Here is an 18,173-nt window from a genome sequence, read left to right as displayed (position 1 = left end):
GCTTCAGATCAGCTCACACACAGGTGCCGCCGGATGCTGGGCCGTCAAACCTCCGCCGATTCCGGCCGGCGAACCGCCAGCGGGGATCGACATAATCTCCTCCGACGCTTAGCTAATATCGGCTTGGCGCCAACGTCAATGCTATTTGTCCTACAAAACGGATTTTTAAAATAGTCCTGGCCCAATTCGTCCGACAATTGATTGACGTGCGCCGGCTTTTGCGTAAAAGAACGCTAACGCCGACTTCGGGAGGAGCCGGGGAGAGCGAGGCCTAAGCAGCGTCGGCATCCATGCCGGGAACAGCAGCAGGTCGCAATCAAGGGGAGGCAAAGGCTGGTGGCGGTTCTCGAACTCACCAACATCTCAAGGCATTTCGGCGCCATCCAGGCTGTCAACGACGTTTCGCTGTCGATCGAGCCCGGACAGGTTGTCGGCCTCATGGGCGACAACGGCGCCGGCAAGTCGACGCTGGTCAAGATGATCGCCGGCAATTTCCGCCCGAGCCATGGCACCATGCACATGGACGGCAAGGAATTGATCCTGCACAAGCCGGCGGAAGCCCGCCAGCACGGCATCGAGATCGTCCACCAGGACCTTGCGCTTTGCAACAATCTGACCGCCGCCGCCAATGTCTATCTCGGCCGCGAGCTGCGGCGCGGCGTCGGGCCGTTCCGCATCCTCGACTATGCCTCGATGTACAAGCGCGCCGGCCAGCTCTTCGCCGAATTGAAGTCCGAAACCCGTCCGCGCGATCTCGTCAAGCAGATGTCGGGTGGCCAGCGCCAGGCGGTTGCCATCGCCCGCACCATGCTGTCGCAGGCCAAGATCGTGCTGATGGACGAACCGACGGCGGCGATCTCAGTGCGCCAGGTCGCCGAAGTGCTGAACCTGATCCGCCATTTGCGCGATCAGGGCATCGCCGTCGTGCTGATCAGCCACCGAATGCCTGACGTCTTCACCGTCGCCGACCGCGTCATCGTCATGCGGCGCGGCCGCAAGGTCGCCGACAAGACGATTGCGTCGAGCTCGCCCGAGGAAGTCACCGGGCTGATCACCGGCGCCATCGAACAGGTTTGATTTCAGCGAATTTCACCACGCACAGCAGATGAAGGTCGACGATGGCACTGACAATTGACCAGCCGATCGAACACAAGCAGCAATCCTTGGCCGCGAGAGTGTTTGCCAGCCAGACCTTCTGGGTGGTGATCGCCGTTATCCTCGCCTGCGTGTTCCTGTCGTTTGCCACCGACGCCTTCGCCACCTCGAAGAACCTCTACAACATCACCCGCAACATCACCTTCGTCGCCATCATCGCGCTCGGCATGACCTTCGTCATCATCACCGGCGGCATCGACCTGTCGGTTGGCTCGGTACTATGCCTGTCGTCAATGGTGCTGGCCGTCACCATGCATGCCGGCTACTCGATCGAGGTCGGCATCCTGGCCTCCATTGCCACCGCGCTCGCCATTGGCGCCTTTAACGGCGTGCTGATCGCCTATCTCGGCTTTCCACCCTTTGTGGTGACGCTCGGCATGTTGTCGATCGCCCGCAGCCTCGCCATGGTCGCCTCCAACAACACCGTCGTCTTCCAGTTCGGGCCGGACCACGCCAAGCTTCTGTCATTGGGCGGCGGCGCCTGGGTGTTCGGCATCGCCAATCCAGTGCTTTACATGATCCTTCTGGCGCTGATCACCGGCTTCATCCTGCGCTGGACGAAGTTCGGCCGCCACATCTTCGCCATTGGCGGCAACGAGCACGCGGCAACGCTGACCGGCGTTCCGGTGCGCCAGATCAAGGTTGCCGTCTACATGATCTCGGCGCTGTCCGCCGGCATTGCCGGCATCATCCAGACCGGCTGGCTGGGCGCCGTCACCACCAATCTCGGCACCGGCATGGAGCTGCAGGTAATCGCCGCAACCGTCATCGGCGGCGCCAATCTGGCTGGCGGCGTCGGCACCGCCTTTGGCGCCATCGTCGGTGCGGCCCTGATCGAGGTGATCCGCAACAGTCTCGGCCTGCTCGGCATCAATGCCTTCTGGCAAGGCGTGTTCATCGGCGGCGCCATTCTGCTGGCGGTGCTGTTCGACCGCATCCGCAATTTCCGCCGCAGTGACTAGAACCATGATCCCGAAAAGTGGAAACCGGTTTTCTCGGACAAACGGAACCGTTTGTCCGGAGATCATGGTCAAACAAAAGACGGTTTGATGGCCAACTCCCTGTTCAGCCTCGAGGGGCGGCTGGCGCTGGTGACTGGCTCCGGCCAGGGCATCGGCTTCGCGCTGGCTCGGGGCATGGCTGAACATGGGGCAAGCGTGGTGCTGAACGGCCGCGACGCCGCCAGGATCGGCGGTGCCGTCGAAAAGCTGCGCAATGCCGGCTTCAAGGTGCACGCCTCGACCTTCGACGTCACCGATTTTCAGGCGGTCAACGAGGACATTGCCCGCATCGAGGCCGAGATCGGCGCCATCGACATCCTCATCAACAATGCCGGCGTGCAGTTCCGCGCCCCGCTCGAGGACTTTCCCGAGGAGCAATGGGAGCGCCTGTTCAAGACCAATGTGTCGGGCGCCTTCCATGTCGGCAAGGCGGTCGCCCGCCACATGATCCCGCGCGGCAAGGGCAAGATCATCAACATCGGCTCGGTGCAGAGCGAACTGGCAAGGCCGAACATCGCACCATACACCGCGACCAAGGGCGCGATCCGCAACCTGACAAGGGGTATGTGCGCCGACTGGGCCAAACACGGCCTGCAGATCAATGCGATCGCGCCCGGCTATTTCCGCACCGAGATGAACCAGGCGCTGGTCGACAATCCGGAATTTTCCGCCTGGCTGGAAAAGCGCACGCCCGCCGGACGCTGGGGCGCTGTCGACGAGCTGATCGGCGCCGCCGTGTTCCTTGCGTCCGACGCATCGTCTTTCGTCAACGGCCATACACTGTATGTCGATGGCGGCATGACGGCTTCGGTTTGAGGGGCGTTCTTCCCTTGTGGGAGGAGAGGAAACCTATCGCTCAGTCTGAAAATCCTGCCGCATCGGCCGTCATTCGCCCTCGCCGCCCCCGCGCGTCTTGACGCGGCCCCGAACTCAGCCGCACAATCCCTGTTGCAGACGAAGGGAGGCCAGTCGTCTGCGGGAGGATATACCCATGACGGAAGCGATCAGGCTCTACTGGGGCCGGTTCGGACATGTATCTATCCTGAATGTCGCAAGCGACTTCGTCACCCATGCCCATGTCGAGGCCCATCTGATCATCTGGCTGGAAGGTACGGCCGGCGAAATGACCATCGGCCGCGAGACCGTCCGGCTTGGACCTGGAACGGCCGCCGGCATCAACTCCTTCCAGCCGCACAGCCATGTTCTGTCGCAAAACGGGACGCCCGGTCTGTTTCTCGCCTTCTACATCGATCCCGACTGGGCGCGGCGCCGCCGCGACCTGCCTTCGTCGGCACCGCTGTTTTCACAAGCCGCGATCACGCTGGAACCGTGGCTGCATCAGGCCGCCGCCAATCTGCTCGACCACCTCAGCGACAATGAGAGCGTCGACGATATCGCCAACTACGAGATCGAGCGTTTCATCGATAGCGTGCTCGACGCCGCCGACACCTCGGCGCCGCAGGAGGCCCGTGTCCGCATCAACACCATGCAGGATTTCCGTGTCCGCAAGGCAATCCAGCTGATGAAGGCCAATGTCTGCGAGCGCATCTGCTTCGACGACGTGGCGCGCAGCGTCGGCCTGTCGCGACCGCATTTCTTCGCTTTGTTCAAGGAACAGACCAATCTGACGCCCAATGTCTACTGGAACACGCTGCGCATGGAGGAAGCGGTGCGGCAGCTGCAATGGTCGCGGGAGCCGCTGATCTCGGTCGCCTGCAATCTCGGCTTCACCACGCAGGGCAATTTCTCGCGTTTTTTCCGCGACCATGTCGGCGTGCCGCCGACGCTCTACCGCGAGGCCGCGCGGGCGATTGCCTGAGCGTGTCCTCGTTTAGTCAAGGTCGACTGTTTTTCAGACTCCTTGATACACGCTCAAGACGCATTGATAAGCGCCGCTGAAATGGCCGCCCTACCCTTGCACCGGATCGCTTTTGCAAGGGAACATTTGAATGGCCAAAGTCACCATATCCAGCGTCATCGACGCGCCGGTCGAAAAGGTCTGGGCGCGCATACGCGACTTCAACGGGCTGCCGGGCTGGCATCCGCGCATGGTGGAGAGCCACATTGAAGACGGCAAGGATGCCACCACGATCGGCTGCGTGCGCAATTTCCAGCTCGCCAGCGGCGCCCGCCTGCGCGAAAAGTTGCTCGACTTCTCCGATCAGAATTTCCTGGTCAGCTACTCCATCCTCGAGACGCCGCAACCGCTGACCAATCACAAGGCGACCCTGCAGCTGCGGCGTGTGACCGATGGCGACCGCACCTACGCCGAATGGACCGCCAGCTTCGACGCCGCGCCCGAGGAGGCAGACAAGCTGGCCGAGGGCATGGGCGCGAATGTCTTTCAGGGCGGCTTCAACGCCCTGAAAAGCCATTTCGCCGGCCAGAGCTGACAGGAGCCAAACCATGGCGCTGGCACTGCAGACCTTTGCAACGGTGAAAGACGCGAACGCGGCACTGAAAGCCCAGGGAACACGCTATCTCGGCGGCGGCACGCTGGTCGTCCGCGCGGCCAATGAAGGCGATGTTTCGGTTTCCGGCCTTGTCAGGTCGACCGAGCCGTCTTTGTCCACCATCGCTGTTGCCAGCGGCAAAGTCCGCATCGGCGCTTCGGTGACGATGGCGGCGATCGCCAGCCATCCGGAGCTCAGCGCACTCACCAAGGCCGCCCGCGCCGTCGGTGGCCCGGCAATCCGCAACATGGCGACCGTCGGCGGCAATCTGTTTGCCCCGGCTCCCTATGGCGATTTCGCCGTTGCCCTGCTGGCGCTCGACGCCATTGTCAGCACCGACGGCGGCGAAACGCCGATCGAGACTTTTCTGGCCAATCGGGACGGCAGTCGCGCCATCGTCACTTCCGTAAGCTTCACGCTTCCTCCACAAGGCGGTTTTCGCTTCCTGAAAGTGTCCAGGGTGAAGCCGAAGGGCGTCTCGGTGCTCAGCATCGCCGCTGTTTTCCAACAGGTGTCTGACGGCACCGTCTCTTCGGCGCGGATCGCGCTCGGCTGTATGGCCGACCGACCATTGCGTGCCAGAGCGGCGGAAAAGGCGCTGATCGGCAGAAAGCTCACCAAGGACGGCATCGCGCCGGCACTGGCGGCGGCAGGTGACGGCATCGCGCCGATCACGGATCCTATCGCCAGCGCCTGGTATCGCGCTGAAGTGCTGCCGGTTCATCTCGGCCGGCTGCTGCTCACATAACATTTCGTTCGGGGGCGCGCGTCTGTCCGATGCTTCGGGCAGGCACGCTGGGAGGAAAACATGGCAAAGGTTCCGGTTCAATTCACACTCAACGGTTCTGAAAAGGCCGAATTCATCGACAGCGGCACAACGTTGCTGCACGCCTTGCGCGACAAGATCGGCGACACCTCGCCGAAAGGCGGCTGCCATCAAGGCACCTGCGGCGCTTGTTCAGTCATCATAGACGGCGAACTCAGGCTCTCCTGCCTGACGCTGGCCGAGACCTGCAATGGGGCGGCCATCAGCACGACATCAGGGCTTTCGGAAAGCGGCGTCCTGCACCCGCTGCAGCGCGCCTTCCTCGACACGTTCGCCACGCAATGCGGCTTCTGCACGCCGGGCATGATCATGGCCGCCAAGGTGCTGCTCGACCATACGCCCAACCCCAGCCGCGACGAAGTGGTCGAGGCGCTGTCGGGCAACATCTGCCGCTGCACCGGCTACGAGCCGATCATCCAGGCGGTGCTGACTGCCGCCCGCGCCAATTCGCAGAACGCGGCCTGAGGGGTCCGAAAGAATGGAACTGCGCAAGAATTACTTCGCCGATGTCCGCAAAGATGATCTGCACGAGATCGGCCAACCTCGGCCGCGCTCCGATTCACCCGGCCATGTCACCGGCAAGACCGCCTTTTTCGCCGACCGCAATTTCCCCGGCATGCTGCACCTGAAGATGGTGCGCAGCCCGCATCACCATGCCCGCATCCGCTCGATCGACACCTCCGAGGCGGAAAAACATCCAGGTGTGGTGAAAATTCTGACCGCCAAGGACGTGCCGCACAATGTCTACACCATCCTGATCCTGATCCAGGTCGGGCCGGAGGACGAGACGGTGCTTGCCGACGGCAAGGTGCGCTGGAAGGGCGAGGCCGTGGTGGCGGTGCTGGCCGAAACCGAGCGCGCGGCGCAAGAGGCGGCCGCCAAGGTCAAGGTCGACTATGAGGTGCTGCCGGCCGTCTTCGATATGGAAGAGGCGCTGAAGCCCGGCGCGCCGCTGGTCAACGAATATCACGGCCAGAATTATTATCTCTACGACAGCGGCGAGTGCCGCAAGGTGCGCTTCGGCGACGTCGAGGCGGGCTTCGCCGGCGCCGACCACATATTGGAGGAGAGCTACCAGTCCTCGCCCATCGAACATGCGCCGACCGAGACCACCGGCTGCGTGGTGGCACCCGAGGGCAATGACCGCTTCACCTGCTACACCAACACGCAGGCGATGTTCTTCACGCTCGACAACACCTCGATCATCCTGCAGATGCCGGGCAGCAAACTGCATTTCGTCGGCGGCACCGTCGGCGGCGGTTTTGGCGGCAAAGTCGACGTCATCGTCGAGCCGGTCGCCATCCTCGGTGCAAAATTAACCGGACGACCAGTCTGTTTTATCTACAGCCGCGAAGAGGAGATGCAGATATCGTCACCGCGCGCGGCCGAAAAGGTCGTCATCAAGGACGGCGTCATGAAGGACGGCCGCATCGTCGCGCGCAAGGTCACTGGCTACACCGATGCCGGCGCCTATTCGCGCCACTCGCCCTATGGCGCGCAGAAGGGCGCGGGGCACTATCCCGGCCCCTACACCATCCCGAACGTCTGGATCGATACCTACTGCGTCTACACCAACCGCACGCCCTCCTCCGCCATGCGCGGCTTCGGCGTCACCATCGGCGATTTCGCGCTGGAGGTGCAGATGGACAAGCTGGCGCGGCTGATCGGCATGGACCCGCTCGAATTCCGCTTCATCAACGCCTATCGCGACGGCGATATGAAAGCGCACCGCCAGCCGACCGAGGGCGCGGCGCTGATCGAATGCATGCAGGAAGCCTCGCGCGCCGCCAACTGGCCGGTGGCGGAGAAATACATGGCGATGTCATCCTACGTGAAGGGAGCTTGAGATGGCGATCAGGCGCGGACGCGGCGTTGCCGCCATCAACTATCCTACAGGCATGAACCTCGGCGGCGACCCGACGCAGGCGCTGGTGCATTCGACGCCGACCGGCAATTTCATGGTGACGCTATCATCGGTCGATCTCGGCCAGGGCATGAAGCAGATCATGGCGCAGATCTGCGCCGAGGCGATCGGCGTGCCGACCGACCGTGTCGTCGTCGACACCGCCGACACCGACACCGGCCCGCACTGCATGGGCACCTTCGCCTCGCGCGGCACCCACCGCGCCGGCAACGCCGTCATCCAGGCGGCAAGGGAAGCCCGCCTGGTGATGCTGGAAGTGGCGGCCGAGGAGCTGGAGGTCAACGCCTCCGACCTCGAGACCGACGGCCAGGGCAACATCCTGGTCAAGGGCGCACCGCAAAAATCGATCTCGATCTTCGATGTCGCGCTGTCGGCGCATTTCAAGCGAGGCCGCTCGATCTCGGGCCGCGGCATGTTCCTGATCCCGCGCTCCTACCCCGAGAAAGAAACCGGCGCGATGAAGCCGTCGACCTGTTATGCCCATGCCTGCACGGTGGCCGAGGTCGAGGTCGACGACGAGACCGGCGAGGTGACCGTGCTGACAGTCAAGAACGTCTTCGAGATCGGCCGCGCGCTCAACCCAAAGATGGTCGAACAGCAGCTGGTCGGCGGCTCCTGGATGGGCATCAGCCATGCGCTCTATGAGACGACCGAGCCCTATTATCCCAACCGCGACCATGGCGGCACCGACTTCAACCAGTATCTGATGCCCGGCCCCGGCGACCTCGCCGAGACCGAGATCATCGTGCTGGAGCGTCCCTCGGCGGACGGACCTTATGGCGCCAAGGGGCCTGGCGAAATGTGCGCCAATCCGCAGATCCCGGCGGTCGCCAATGCCGTCTTCGACGCCGTCGGCGTGCGCATCGACACGCTGCCGATCACGCCGGAGCGCATCCTGCGCGCGCTGAAGGCGCAAGCGGCGAACTGAGGGCCGAAATGACCGGGACAAGCGCCGAGACATCAGCGACCTCGCCGGAGGCGGTGGCGCAGCATCTGGCCGCCTCGCGCTATCTGGCGGATGAGAGCCTTTCGACGGCCATCTTCCTGGCAATCCGGCTGGGCAAGCCGCTGCTGCTCGAAGGCGCGCCGGGCGTCGGCAAGACGGAAGCGGCCAAAGCGATCGCCGAGCTGCTCGGCCGCGATCTGGTGCGGCTGCAATGTTATGAAGGCATCGACGCCGCGCACGCGCTCTACGAATGGAACTACCAGCGCCAACTGCTTGCCATCCGCCATGCCGGCGAGCATGAGATCGACATCTACGACGACCGTTTCCTGATCGCACGACCGCTGCTGCAGGTGCTGAAGGCGCCCGAGCAGCGCGTGCTGCTGGTCGACGAGATCGACCGCTCGGACCACGAATTCGAAGCGCTGCTTTTGGAATTCCTCTCCGACTTCCAGATCAGCATTCCCGAGCGCGGCACCATCCGCGCCGCCGCACAGCCGATCGTCATCCTGACCTCGAACCGCACCCGCGAGCTCGCCGAAGCGCTGCGCCGCCGCTGCGTCTATCACTGGATCGGCTATCCCGGCGCCGAGCGCGAGGCCGCCATCATCATGCTGCGCGCCGGCAATGTGGCTGAAGCAACGGCGCGCGCCGTGGCGACAGCCGTGCAGACCATTCGCGCCCGGCCGCTGGCCAAGCCGCCCGGCATCGCCGAGGCCGTCGAATGGGCCAATGCCGCCACCATCCTGGAGAAAGGCGGCAGCCCGTGGCCGGAAGCCTTCCGCCGCGCCATCGGCGTGCTGATCAAGGACGAGGAAGACCTTTCCTACATCGCACCGGAGCTTGGCCGGATCGTCGAGGAGGCGCTGGCGTGACGCGGGAGGTCATTTTGCAATGCGGGCGGGAGAGCGCCCCCCTCTGCCCTGCCGGGCATCTCCCCCTCAAGGGGGGAGATCGGATGTCATCCCCGCTTTCGCTAATCGCTGACGTCGCCGAACAGAGCGAAGCGTCGAACCTGCCAATCTCCCCCCTTGAGGGGGAGATGTCCGGCAGGACAGAGGGGGGCGCCACGCAATGATGCGGGAAACAAGCTTGCCCCGCGCCGCCGTACCCCTCCTCGGCTTCGGTCGGCTGCTGCGCCGCTACGGCTTCGCCATAGCCCCCGAGCAGGTCTCCTGTTTCATGCAGGCGGTGACGTTGCTCGGGCCGCGCTCGATGGCAGACATCCGCGAGGCGGCGCTCGCGACGCTGGCGCCGCCGCCCGACCGCCGCGACGAATTCGAGGCGCATTTCCAGAGCCATTTTTATGGCAATACGTCCGCCGTGGTCGAAGGCGACGCCGACGAGGAAACTCGCATCAAGGATGATGGCGGCCCCGACGACGAACGGCTCGAGGCCGAACAAAGCCAAGAGGGCGGCGACCTCTCTTCGGCCCTGGAGCAGTTGAGTGCCCGCGACTTCCAGCGCGACGATGACAGGCTGACCGCCTTTCGTCGCAAACTCTCGACCGCTTTACCAGCCCGGCGCTCCTTCCGCACCGTACGCACCCACTCGCGCGGTAAGCTCGATCTGCGCCGATCGCTCAGGGAAATCGTCAGCGCCGATGGCGACGTGCCCTCGCCACTGCTACGCCGCCGCCAGACTGTGCCGCGCAAGCTGCTTCTGCTGATCGATGTGTCCGGCTCGATGAAGCTGCACACAGCGGACTATCTCAAGCTGGCACATGCGGCCGTGCAAGGTGCCGACCGCGCCGAGATATTCACCTTCGGCACGCGGCTGACGCGCATCACCACGGCATTGCGCATCCGCGACCGCGACCAGGCGCTGGCGCGCGCCGCTGCCCAGGTCGACGACTGGGATGGCGGCACCCGCATGGGACCGACGCTGCTCGCCTTCCTCTCGGTGCCGCGCTTCTCGTCGTTTGCACGCGGTGCCACGGTCGTGATCCTGTCCGACGCGCTGGAGCGCGGCGATCATGGCGAGATGGAGACGGCGATGCGACGGCTGAGCGCCCGCGCTTTCCGGCTGTCGCTGGCCACACCGCTAGCCGGCGACCCGCGCTTCCGGCCGGCAACGGCTGCACTTCGCGCCATCCTGCCGGTGCTCGACGATCTGGTCGACGGCTCATCACTCGCCGGCCTCACCGATTTCATCCTGTCGCTCGCTCGCCCTGCTTCAGCGGCGGCGGCAATCTGGAAGAGGGTTTCATGATGCAGAAAACAATCGACGCGCATTTCCACATCTGGCGCCAAAAGGACCAGCCCTGGCTGGTCGGGCCGATGGTGCCGCGCATCTTCGGTCCCTACGAGCCGATCCGGCGCGACTACCCGATCGAGGAATTTCTCGAAGACCAGAGGGATTCAGCCGTCGAAAAGGCCGTCTATGTCCAGACCAACTGGGCCAAGGAGGATTTCGAGAAGGAAGTCGCCTTCCTGCAGAAGACATCCGACGAAACCGGCTGGCCGCATGCCATCGTCGGCTATACCGACATGACCGTCGACGATATCAGGCCTCAGATCGATCGCCTGAAAAAGTATCCGCTGCTGCGCGGCGTGCGCATGCAGCTGCACTGGCACGAGACGCCGGCCTTCCGTTTCGCCGCCTCCGCCGACCAGGTGATCGACCCCAACGTGCGCGCCAATGTGGCGTGGCTCAAGGATTATGGCCTGTCCTTCGACCTGCAGCTCTTCCCCGCCCAGATGAAGGACGGCCTGACGCTGGTCGGCGAAAACCCGGAGACGAATTTCATCCTCACCCATGCCGGTATGCTGACCGGCATGGAGCCGGAAACCACCGAAGCCTGGAAGGCAGGCCTGCGCACGCTTGCAGCCGCCCCCAACTTCTACGCCAAGCTCTCCGGCCTCGGCACCTTCGTCCACCGCAACGACCCGGCTCTGATCGCCTATATCGTCGACAATGCGATCGACATATTGGGCGCCGACCATTTGATGTTCGGCTCGAACTTCCCGATCGAAAAACTGTGGACCAGCCACGCCGAGCTGATCAAGGCGCACCGCGACGCGGTGGCGAAGCATGGTTCGGTAGCGGAAGCGGATATCTTCTGGAACACGGCGGAGAAGGTTTACCGGCCGGTGTGAGGCCTCACTTCACCTCGAACTGCGGGTCAACCGGAATCTGCATCGCCGTCACCAGATGGTTGGTCTGGCCGGCGAGCCCGATGATCGACACCAGCTCGCCATGCTGCGCATCGGTCATGCCCTTGGCTCGCGCTGCCGCCGTGTGCGAGTGGACGCAGTAGGAGCAGCCATTGGCGGTCGAGACAGCAATGTAGATCATCTCCTTGGTCAGCGGATCGATGGCGCTGTCGGCCACCATCACCACCTTCAACTGTTCCCAGATCCGCTTCAGCGCCGGAGGATCATTGGCCAGCCCGCGCCAGAAATTGTTGACGAAATCAGATTTGCGCGTCGCGCGGATGTCGTCGAAGACGACTTTCACGGCCGGGATTTTTTCGACTTCGGCATCGGTCAGGAGTCTTGCTGTGGCCATGGTGTGGTCCTTTCGCTTCGATCGATGAACTGGTTCGTTGAATCAAGTTTCGAGCAAAGGCGGCTAACCGGCTTCTTTGACCCAGTTTTTGGCCCGCAATAGCGTTGAAGATTAGCCGAGGCACCTAAACTTCGTCATCCACGGGCGAAGCAGGCGCGAAGCGCCGTCGCGGAGACCCGAGGATGACGATGAGGTAGAAGCCTTCGCCAAATTGCCAACGTATGTGGACCACCGACCACCCGCCAAAAAACCTAGTGAACCGCCGCGTACATGATCTTCTCCTCCGTCGCCTCGGCCGGCGAAAACTCCTCGACGATGCGGCCCTGGCGGCAGACCAGGATGCGGTCGGACAGGTTCATGATCTCCGGCAGGTAGGACGAGATGACGACGACGGCCAGGCCCTCGTCGGCCAGCCGGTTGATGATCTGATGGATCTCGGCGATCGCGCCGACATCGACGCCGCGCGTCGGCTCGTCGAAGATGACGATGCGCGGCTGCTGCACCAGCCCCTTGCCGATCACCACCTTCTGCTGGTTGCCGCCGGACAGTTCGACGACGCGCGCATTGTCGTTGATCGCCTTGATGTTCAACGTCTTCGTCCATTCGGCTGAGAGCGCGCGCATTTCCTGCGCGTTGATTACCCAGGCCTTTTCGCGGCCCGCCGCCAGCAGCCCGCCGAACAGGTTCTCGGCAATGCCCATCGTCTCGAAGATGCCCTCGCTCTTGCGATCCTCGGTGACATAGACGATGCCGTCGGCCACCGCCTCGCTCGGCACGAGGTAGCGCACCGGCCTGTCGTCCAGCTCAATGGCGCCGCCACGCCGGAAATCGCGCTTGTAGATGCCCGAGACGATCTTGAACGTCTCGGTCCGGCCGGAGCCAATCAGCCCGAACACGCCGGTGATCTGGCCCTCGAAGATCGAGAAGGACGTGTTGCGCACGACATTGCTCATCGAGATGTCCTGCACCGACAGCACCTTCTTGCCCGCCTTGCGCAGCTTTGCCTCGTCGCGCTGCCGGTATATCTGTCCCGACAGCGTGCGCCCGACCATGGCGGAAACGATCCTGTCGCGGTCGAAAGCAGAGGTGTCGTCGGTGATGACCAGCTCGCCGTCGCGCAGGATGGTGATGCGGTCGGCGATATCGAGCGCCTCTTCCAGCGCGTGGCTGATGAAGACGATCGACACGCCGCTCGCCTTCAGCCGCCGGATCAGCGCGAAGAAGTGCCGCTTTTCTTCCGGCGTCAGCGTCGCCGTCGGCTCGTCGAAGATGATGATCTCGGCATTGTGGTGCACCGCGCGCGCGATCTCGACCATCTGCCGCTTGGCAGCACCCAGCGTCGCCACCATGGCGTTCGGGTCGACGGGAAAGTTCAGCGATTGCAGGAATTGCTGCGCCGAAATGTAGGTGCCGCGCAGCCGGTTGAGGAACTTTTCGGTGCCGAGATAAAGGTTCTGCGCCACCGTCATCGACGGCACCAAGCTGGTTTCCTGGAACACCATGGCGATACCGGCCTGAAGCGCCGCGTGCGGCGAGGCGTAGGCGATCTCCTGCCCCTTGTGGAACATCTTGCCCGAGGTGGCGTCGACCACACCGGCGATGATCTTGGTCAGCGTCGATTTTCCCGCGCCGTTCTCGCCGAGCAGCGCGTGGATTTCGCCTTTGCGCAGGTGGAAGCTGACATTCTTCACCGCGGGCACGCCGCGGTAGTTCTTGGTGACATTCTCCAGACGGACAATCGGTTCCATCAGAAACCTCCCGTGGCGACGGAAAGGATGCAGTCGCCGCCCCTGGAGGCGATGAACAGAAGACCGTCCTTTTCCGCAACGCTGCAGATGCCATGGCGCGTGCCGTTGGCGCGGCTGTGCAGGCTGAATTGCGGCTGCATCTTCTGGTCGAGCCTGACCACCAGCCCGTAGGAGCGGCTCGGCGACCATGGCTTGTGGATGCCCATGGTGCGGATGCCGCCGCATTGCAGCGGCTCGAGGAAGCTGCGGCTGGAGGCCAGCGCCGGCGCGATCCAGTAGGCCGGCGGCACCTGGCTCAGCATGTCCTGACGGTAATGCGTTTCCTGTAGCACGAATTCGATCAGCCGGTTGCGCGGCGCAAACAGGGTCAGCCACGCCCCACCATCGGCGGAAGGCGACAGCCGCGCGGGATAGCCGGGCAGATGCGTCAGAACCGTCGAGCGGCTGCCCGTCGCGCCATCGAAACGCACCAACTGATGACGCCAGCTTTCGCTGACTAGCACATCGCTGCCGACTGGATGCAGGCCATAGGGAAAGGCAATCTCGCCGGCGACTTTGCGGAAATCACCGCCCGCGGCGTCTCGCTTCCACAGCGAACCGGAGGCACCCTTCTTCATCAGATCGGCGGCCCATTGCGACGGCGCGTGCTCGGCCGAGCCATTGGCCAGCCACAACGTGCCGTCATCCGCATAGGCAAGTGCGGTGATGCAGCTGAGGTCAGCCGGCAGCGAAACGTCGCTGCCGCCAATCAGCAGCTTTCCGCTTTCCAGCCCGACCGTCAGTTCACCGGATGGCGACAGCGCCAGCGCGGTGACGGCAGACGGAAAAGTCTCGACCACGACAGGTTCCGCTCCAGCCGCAATCGAATGGATGGCGTTGCCGCTGGAGGCCAGTAGCCTGTCACCGGTAACGAGCAGATTGTCCGGTTCCGTCAGCTCGGCAAAGGCCGGCGCATCATCCAGCCGCGTGTTGGGGCGAAAAGCGCCGTCGAGCGGCGGGATGGTGACCGCCTTGCCGCGAAACAGGTCCAGCACCGGATCGAGGATCATGGCTTCGCCCCCCAATAGGAAGCGGGACTGGTCCAGTTCGGGTCGGCGCCTGCGATCTTGTAGCGGCCGATGCGGTTGTTGAGGATGCCGCCGACGAACAGATATCCCTTGTGCTCGCGCATTGAGGTGACCATCGGATGCGCGCCGCCGGTGAGGTCGCCCATTGCCTCGACGATGCCGCCCTTCTCGTTGAATTTGACCACGCCGCCGGTGTTGATGTTGGGGAACAGCCATTCATCCTGCGGCAGGCGGCGCGTCATGCGCTTGCGCATGTCGGGATGGCGCAGCGACAGGTCGAAGCTCGGCGTGCGCATGCCGAGCCACGCCATCCAGTAATTGCCATCGGAGGCGCGGTTGATGTTGTCGGGATAGCCCGGCATGTCGCGGATGACGCATTCGGCGGTGCCGGCTTTCGGTCCTTCCAGCCAGTAGCGATGCACGCGGCAGGCCCAGCTTTCGGCGAAGAACAGCGACTTGCCGTCATGCGCCATGCACACACCGTTGGTGTAGCGGTAGCCGTCAAGCAGCGTCTTCGTCGAGCCGTCCTTCGGGTCATAGACCAGCAGCCGGCCGGTGGCGCGGTTCTCGATCGAATCCAGCGCCCAGTCATGCGCGTCGTAGCGCTTGGTGGAGTCGGTGAAATAGATGCGCCCGTCCGGTGCGATGTCGCAGTCATTGGGATCGCGCAGCCGCGCATCGTCGACGATCGAGGTCCACGAACGCGACGTCTCCGTCGACAGGCGTTTGACCTCCCGCTCCGGCGAGACGGAGTAGAGCCCCATGGCGCCGACGCAGCTGATCAGATTGCCTGATTTGTCGAAGGCCAGCCCCAGGGGGAAACCGCCGATGTGAGCAAACACCTCGGATTTGACGTAGTCCGGCGCGAAGAAGCGGACGATTTCGCCATGGCGCGTGCCGCAATAGAGATTGTCGTCACGGTCGAGAATGACGTCTTCAGGCCCTTCCAGCTCACCAAGCCCGATATGCTCTGCGGCCGACAACCGGTTGTCGAGTTCGTAGGGCGTTCCGGAGCCTGGTGCGGCCGACTGCGTCTCTCCCATCTTGAGATAGACCGGCGCAACATAGACCTCGTTCAGCACCTTGTGGCGGTTCTTCAGCCAGCGGATGTCGATGGTCACCGCGACCGCCAGCATGATGCCCAGCACCATCTGGTTGGTGCCGGTGCCATAGCCCAGCCGGATCAGCCCGTTGGTCATGGTCAGCACGATGATGGCGCCCATCAGCCCCTTGATCACCGAGCCGCGGCCGCCGCCAAGGCTGACGCCGCCGACCACCGCCGCCGTCAGCGCCATGATCTCGAGGTTGAGGCCCGTGCCCGGCCCTGCCCCGCTCAGCCGGCAAGCGATGAGGAAGCCGCCGATCGAGGCGCAGAAGCCGGAGAAGACATAGGTCATGAACACCGTGCGGCGCACGCGGATGCCGGCATTGTGGGCCGAGCGCCTCGAACCGCCGACCGCCAGCACGTGCCAGCCCGGCCGTGAACGGGTCAGCGCGATATGGGTGACGATGGCCAGGATGATCGCCAGCCACACCGAGACGGAGAGCCCCCAGAAGGTGCTGTCGCCGATGAAGTCGAGCACATCCGATGTCGCGGTCGAGAGCTGCACATCGGCGGCATAGGTGGTGACCAGGATGTCGAACAGCGCCCGTCCGAAGATGAAGGTGACCAGCGTGGTGAGGAAGGCGCGCAGGCGCAGATATCCAACGAGATAGCCATTGATGGCGCCGAAGATGAGGCCGGTGGCCAGCGACGCGGCCAGCGCCAGCCAGATCGACTGTTCGAGGATGAAGAAGACGTAAACCGCCGAAAAGCATGACAGCGCGAAGATCGAGCCGACCGACAGGTCGATGCCGCCGCCCAGCATCACCACTGTCATGCCGGTCACCACCATGGAGAACTCGCCAAGCTGGCGGGTCGATTCCTGCAGTGCGGTCAACTTGAAGAAGCCCGGAATGATCGAGCCAAAGGTTGCCAGCGTCGCCACCAGTGCCAGGAACGGAATGGCATTGTCGGTCCAGCGCTTGGTCAGGATCTCGCCGACGACATGGTCGGGCACGAGATTGTAGCGCCAGGACTGGAGGCGTTCGCGAAAGGACATCAGGTCACTGCTGCAAATCTGGGATTCAAGAGAAGAGGTGGTCGGGCAATCCGGCCACCTCTTCGATCGGTGTTGAGAAGAGTTCGCTTATTTCGCCGCCGCTTGTGCCTGCAGCGCCTTCAGGTCCCAGCAGCTGTCGGGCTTCAGGTCGGCCTTGGTCGTCGCCTTCTCCAGCGTGTAGATGTAGGTGTGCGACGTGCCGGCCGGCTGGCCGCTCTGCAGCAAGAACTTGATGATGGCGTTCATGTCACCCGACTGGCGGGCAAGGTCGGTCATCACCACGGCGCCATAGGTGCCGTCCTGCAGCTTGTCGCAATCGGCCGCCTTCTCGCCACCGCCCGTGGTGACCAGGAACACCTTGCCGTCGAGCTTGGCGTCGCGGATCGCGGCGGCCGCGCCGGTGGCGTCACCATCCCAGAAATCGATGATCGAGCAGATGTCCGGGTTCTGCTGCAGCATCGTCGTCGTCACATTGCGCGAGGTCGTCGCATCCCAGTTTGAATCGGGCTTTGCCACCACCTTGAAGTCGGGATGCTTCTCCAGCACCTTCATGATGCCGGCATACTGGTAAAGGCTCGACGAATTGGCCTGGTCGCCTTGCACCAAACCGAGCTTCTTGGAGGAGTTCGGGCCGCAGCCCTTGATCGCCGCTTCGGCCTCGAGCTGGCCAAGCCGGTCCCAGTCACTGCCGATAAAGGCGTCGGCCGGGAAGTTGGCGGGATTGTCGACCAGGATGACGTAGGTGCCGGCGGCCTGCGCCTTCTTCATCAGCTTGGAATAGGAGTTGAGGTCCGGCGCATGGATGATCAGCACATCCGGCCTGGTGTCCGACGAGATGGCGTCGGTGATCGCCTGCGCGCCGGCGTCGACGACCCAGTTCGGATCGCGCGTCTCGAACACGCCGCCCCACGCCTCGACCTCGGTCTTCAGATAATGCGCCCAGCCCTGCGCCAGGTCGAAGCCCATCGCCAGCGGCACCAGCATGACGCGCTTGCCCTTGAGCGCCTGCGCGTAAGCCGCCGGGCCGGGATCGTCGGCGGCGAAGGTGGGCGCCACGAATGCGGTGACGGCGAGTGCCGTGGCGGCAGCCATCAATGTCCTGATGAATTTCATGTCAGATCCTCTCGTTTCGATTTTCATTGCCAGCCGACCGGGATGGATCGGACCGGGTACCCCGAGCAGATGGGCTAGCCCATCTGCCCTAAATGTCGCCTTGCTGGGCGGTCTGTTCGTCACGTGGGTTGATGATGCCGTCGACGATGATGGCGCCGAGCAGGATCGCGGCCTTGATCAGGTTCTGGTAGAGCAGCGGGATGTCGATGATGGTCATGGCGTTGAGCAGGATGCCGATCAGTGCCGCCCCCACCAGCACGTTGCGGGCCCCCCCCCCCCCGGCCGCCGGCCGGCGCCGCGGGCGGCCCGGCGGCGGCCGCGGGGGGCCGCG

Annotated in this window: 17 protein-coding genes and 1 pseudogene; 12 read left to right on the top strand and 6 right to left on the bottom strand. The window is 63.7% G+C overall.

Going from position 1 to position 18,173, the window contains the following annotated elements; translation table 11 throughout:
• Window positions 1–336 precede the first annotated feature (336 nt).
• From AC0L2U_RS00090 to AC0L2U_RS00035, 12 genes are all read left to right on the top strand, one after another.
• Complete coding sequence (locus tag AC0L2U_RS00090; protein WP_013530854.1) at window positions 337–1,077, top strand: ATP-binding cassette domain-containing protein; 741 nt, start codon at window positions 337–339, stop codon at window positions 1,075–1,077.
• Window positions 1,078–1,118: 41 nt separating this feature from the next.
• Window positions 1,119–2,117, top strand: a complete 999-nt coding sequence (locus AC0L2U_RS00085) for an ABC transporter permease (RefSeq protein ID WP_127266789.1) — start codon at window positions 1,119–1,121, stop codon at window positions 2,115–2,117.
• Window positions 2,118–2,204: 87 nt separating this feature from the next.
• A complete protein-coding gene (locus AC0L2U_RS00080; RefSeq protein WP_127809935.1) occupies window positions 2,205–2,972 on the top strand; it encodes an SDR family oxidoreductase in 768 nt (255 codons plus the stop codon).
• Between the two features lie 175 nt (window positions 2,973–3,147).
• Window positions 3,148–3,975 carry an AraC family transcriptional regulator gene (locus AC0L2U_RS00075; RefSeq protein ID WP_292633714.1) on the top strand — a complete coding sequence of 276 codons (828 nt, stop codon included), beginning with the start codon at window positions 3,148–3,150 and terminating at the stop codon, window positions 3,973–3,975.
• Window positions 3,976–4,105: 130 nt separating this feature from the next.
• Window positions 4,106–4,549 (top strand): SRPBCC family protein, encoded by a 444-nt coding sequence (locus AC0L2U_RS00070; protein ID WP_127321791.1) that lies wholly within the window; start codon window positions 4,106–4,108, stop codon window positions 4,547–4,549.
• Between the two features lie 13 nt (window positions 4,550–4,562).
• Window positions 4,563–5,357 carry an FAD binding domain-containing protein gene (locus AC0L2U_RS00065; protein ID WP_473601254.1) on the top strand — a complete coding sequence of 265 codons (795 nt, stop codon included), beginning with the start codon at window positions 4,563–4,565 and terminating at the stop codon, window positions 5,355–5,357.
• Between the two features lie 60 nt (window positions 5,358–5,417).
• Window positions 5,418–5,900, top strand: coding sequence for a (2Fe-2S)-binding protein (locus AC0L2U_RS00060; protein WP_127397969.1), 483 nt, complete (start codon window positions 5,418–5,420; stop codon window positions 5,898–5,900).
• 13 nt (window positions 5,901–5,913) lie between these two features.
• Window positions 5,914–7,281, top strand: coding sequence for a xanthine dehydrogenase family protein molybdopterin-binding subunit (locus AC0L2U_RS00055; RefSeq protein WP_127397971.1), 1,368 nt, complete (start codon window positions 5,914–5,916; stop codon window positions 7,279–7,281).
• A gap of 1 nt (window position 7,282) precedes the next feature.
• Complete coding sequence (locus tag AC0L2U_RS00050) at window positions 7,283–8,287, top strand: xanthine dehydrogenase family protein molybdopterin-binding subunit (RefSeq protein WP_473601253.1); 1,005 nt, start codon at window positions 7,283–7,285, stop codon at window positions 8,285–8,287.
• Between the two features lie 8 nt (window positions 8,288–8,295).
• Window positions 8,296–9,177 carry an AAA family ATPase gene (locus AC0L2U_RS00045; protein WP_128288635.1) on the top strand — a complete coding sequence of 294 codons (882 nt, stop codon included), beginning with the start codon at window positions 8,296–8,298 and terminating at the stop codon, window positions 9,175–9,177.
• A 199-nt stretch (window positions 9,178–9,376) separates the two neighbouring features.
• Window positions 9,377–10,513 carry a vWA domain-containing protein gene (locus AC0L2U_RS00040; protein ID WP_367144584.1) on the top strand — a complete coding sequence of 379 codons (1,137 nt, stop codon included), beginning with the start codon at window positions 9,377–9,379 and terminating at the stop codon, window positions 10,511–10,513.
• Window positions 10,513–11,400: an amidohydrolase family protein gene (locus AC0L2U_RS00035; protein ID WP_473601362.1), complete on the top strand. Its 888-nt coding sequence runs from the start codon at window positions 10,513–10,515 to the stop codon at window positions 11,398–11,400. Before AC0L2U_RS00040 ends, AC0L2U_RS00035 begins: the two co-directional genes overlap by 1 nt.
• Before the next feature lie 4 nt (window positions 11,401–11,404).
• Here AC0L2U_RS00035 and AC0L2U_RS00030 read toward each other — a convergent pair whose 3' ends face one another.
• From AC0L2U_RS00030 to AC0L2U_RS00005, 6 genes and pseudogenes are all read right to left on the bottom strand, one after another.
• On the bottom strand, window positions 11,405–11,812 hold the full coding sequence (locus tag AC0L2U_RS00030) for a carboxymuconolactone decarboxylase family protein (RefSeq protein ID WP_127809928.1): 408 nt from the start codon (window positions 11,810–11,812) through the stop codon (window positions 11,405–11,407).
• Window positions 11,813–12,063: 251 nt separating this feature from the next.
• Window positions 12,064–13,560, bottom strand: a complete 1,497-nt coding sequence (locus AC0L2U_RS00025; protein WP_473601252.1) for a sugar ABC transporter ATP-binding protein — start codon at window positions 13,558–13,560, stop codon at window positions 12,064–12,066.
• A complete protein-coding gene (locus tag AC0L2U_RS00020) occupies window positions 13,560–14,609 on the bottom strand; it encodes an SMP-30/gluconolactonase/LRE family protein (protein WP_473601251.1) in 1,050 nt (349 codons plus the stop codon). The genes AC0L2U_RS00025 and AC0L2U_RS00020 overlap by 1 nt, the downstream gene beginning before the upstream one ends.
• Entirely contained in the window at window positions 14,606–16,729 is a 2,124-nt protein-coding gene (locus AC0L2U_RS00015) for an ABC transporter permease (protein ID WP_473601250.1), read from the bottom strand. Before AC0L2U_RS00015 ends, AC0L2U_RS00020 begins: the two co-directional genes overlap by 4 nt.
• An 87-nt stretch (window positions 16,730–16,816) precedes the next feature.
• On the bottom strand, window positions 16,817–17,842 hold the full coding sequence (locus tag AC0L2U_RS00010) for a sugar ABC transporter substrate-binding protein (RefSeq protein WP_473601249.1): 1,026 nt from the start codon (window positions 17,840–17,842) through the stop codon (window positions 16,817–16,819).
• A gap of 88 nt (window positions 17,843–17,930) precedes the next feature.
• A pseudogene (locus AC0L2U_RS00005) lies at window positions 17,931–18,173 on the bottom strand (hypothetical protein); the annotation flags it as partial.

It is taken from the genome of Mesorhizobium sp. WSM4808, from assembly GCF_055811675.1.
This window is presented reverse-complemented; position numbering and strand designations above follow the sequence as displayed.

Bases quoted from the DNA above. Each gene is read 5' to 3' on its own strand.
- AC0L2U_RS00085 (WP_127266789.1), top strand. From the start codon at position 1,119: ATGGCACTGACAATTGACCAGCCGATCGAACACAAGCAGCAATCCTTG.
- AC0L2U_RS00040 (WP_367144584.1), top strand. From the start codon at position 9,377: ATGATGCGGGAAACAAGCTTGCCCCGCGCCGCCGTACCCCTCCTCGGC.
- AC0L2U_RS00015 (WP_473601250.1), bottom strand. From the start codon at position 16,729: ATGTCCTTTCGCGAACGCCTCCAGTCCTGGCGCTACAATCTCGTGCCC.
- AC0L2U_RS00070 (WP_127321791.1), top strand. From the start codon at position 4,106: ATGGCCAAAGTCACCATATCCAGCGTCATCGACGCGCCGGTCGAAAAG.
- AC0L2U_RS00020 (WP_473601251.1), bottom strand. From the start codon at position 14,609: ATGATCCTCGATCCGGTGCTGGACCTGTTTCGCGGCAAGGCGGTCACC.
- AC0L2U_RS00080 (WP_127809935.1), top strand. From the start codon at position 2,205: ATGGCCAACTCCCTGTTCAGCCTCGAGGGGCGGCTGGCGCTGGTGACT.
- AC0L2U_RS00065 (WP_473601254.1), top strand. From the start codon at position 4,563: ATGGCGCTGGCACTGCAGACCTTTGCAACGGTGAAAGACGCGAACGCG.
- AC0L2U_RS00010 (WP_473601249.1), bottom strand. From the start codon at position 17,842: ATGAAATTCATCAGGACATTGATGGCTGCCGCCACGGCACTCGCCGTC.
- AC0L2U_RS00035 (WP_473601362.1), top strand. From the start codon at position 10,513: ATGCAGAAAACAATCGACGCGCATTTCCACATCTGGCGCCAAAAGGAC.
- AC0L2U_RS00045 (WP_128288635.1), top strand. From the start codon at position 8,296: ATGACCGGGACAAGCGCCGAGACATCAGCGACCTCGCCGGAGGCGGTG.
- AC0L2U_RS00055 (WP_127397971.1), top strand. From the start codon at position 5,914: ATGGAACTGCGCAAGAATTACTTCGCCGATGTCCGCAAAGATGATCTG.
- AC0L2U_RS00030 (WP_127809928.1), bottom strand. From the start codon at position 11,812: ATGGCCACAGCAAGACTCCTGACCGATGCCGAAGTCGAAAAAATCCCG.
- AC0L2U_RS00060 (WP_127397969.1), top strand. From the start codon at position 5,418: ATGGCAAAGGTTCCGGTTCAATTCACACTCAACGGTTCTGAAAAGGCC.
- AC0L2U_RS00050 (WP_473601253.1), top strand. From the start codon at position 7,283: ATGGCGATCAGGCGCGGACGCGGCGTTGCCGCCATCAACTATCCTACA.
- AC0L2U_RS00025 (WP_473601252.1), bottom strand. From the start codon at position 13,560: ATGGAACCGATTGTCCGTCTGGAGAATGTCACCAAGAACTACCGCGGC.
- AC0L2U_RS00075 (WP_292633714.1), top strand. From the start codon at position 3,148: ATGACGGAAGCGATCAGGCTCTACTGGGGCCGGTTCGGACATGTATCT.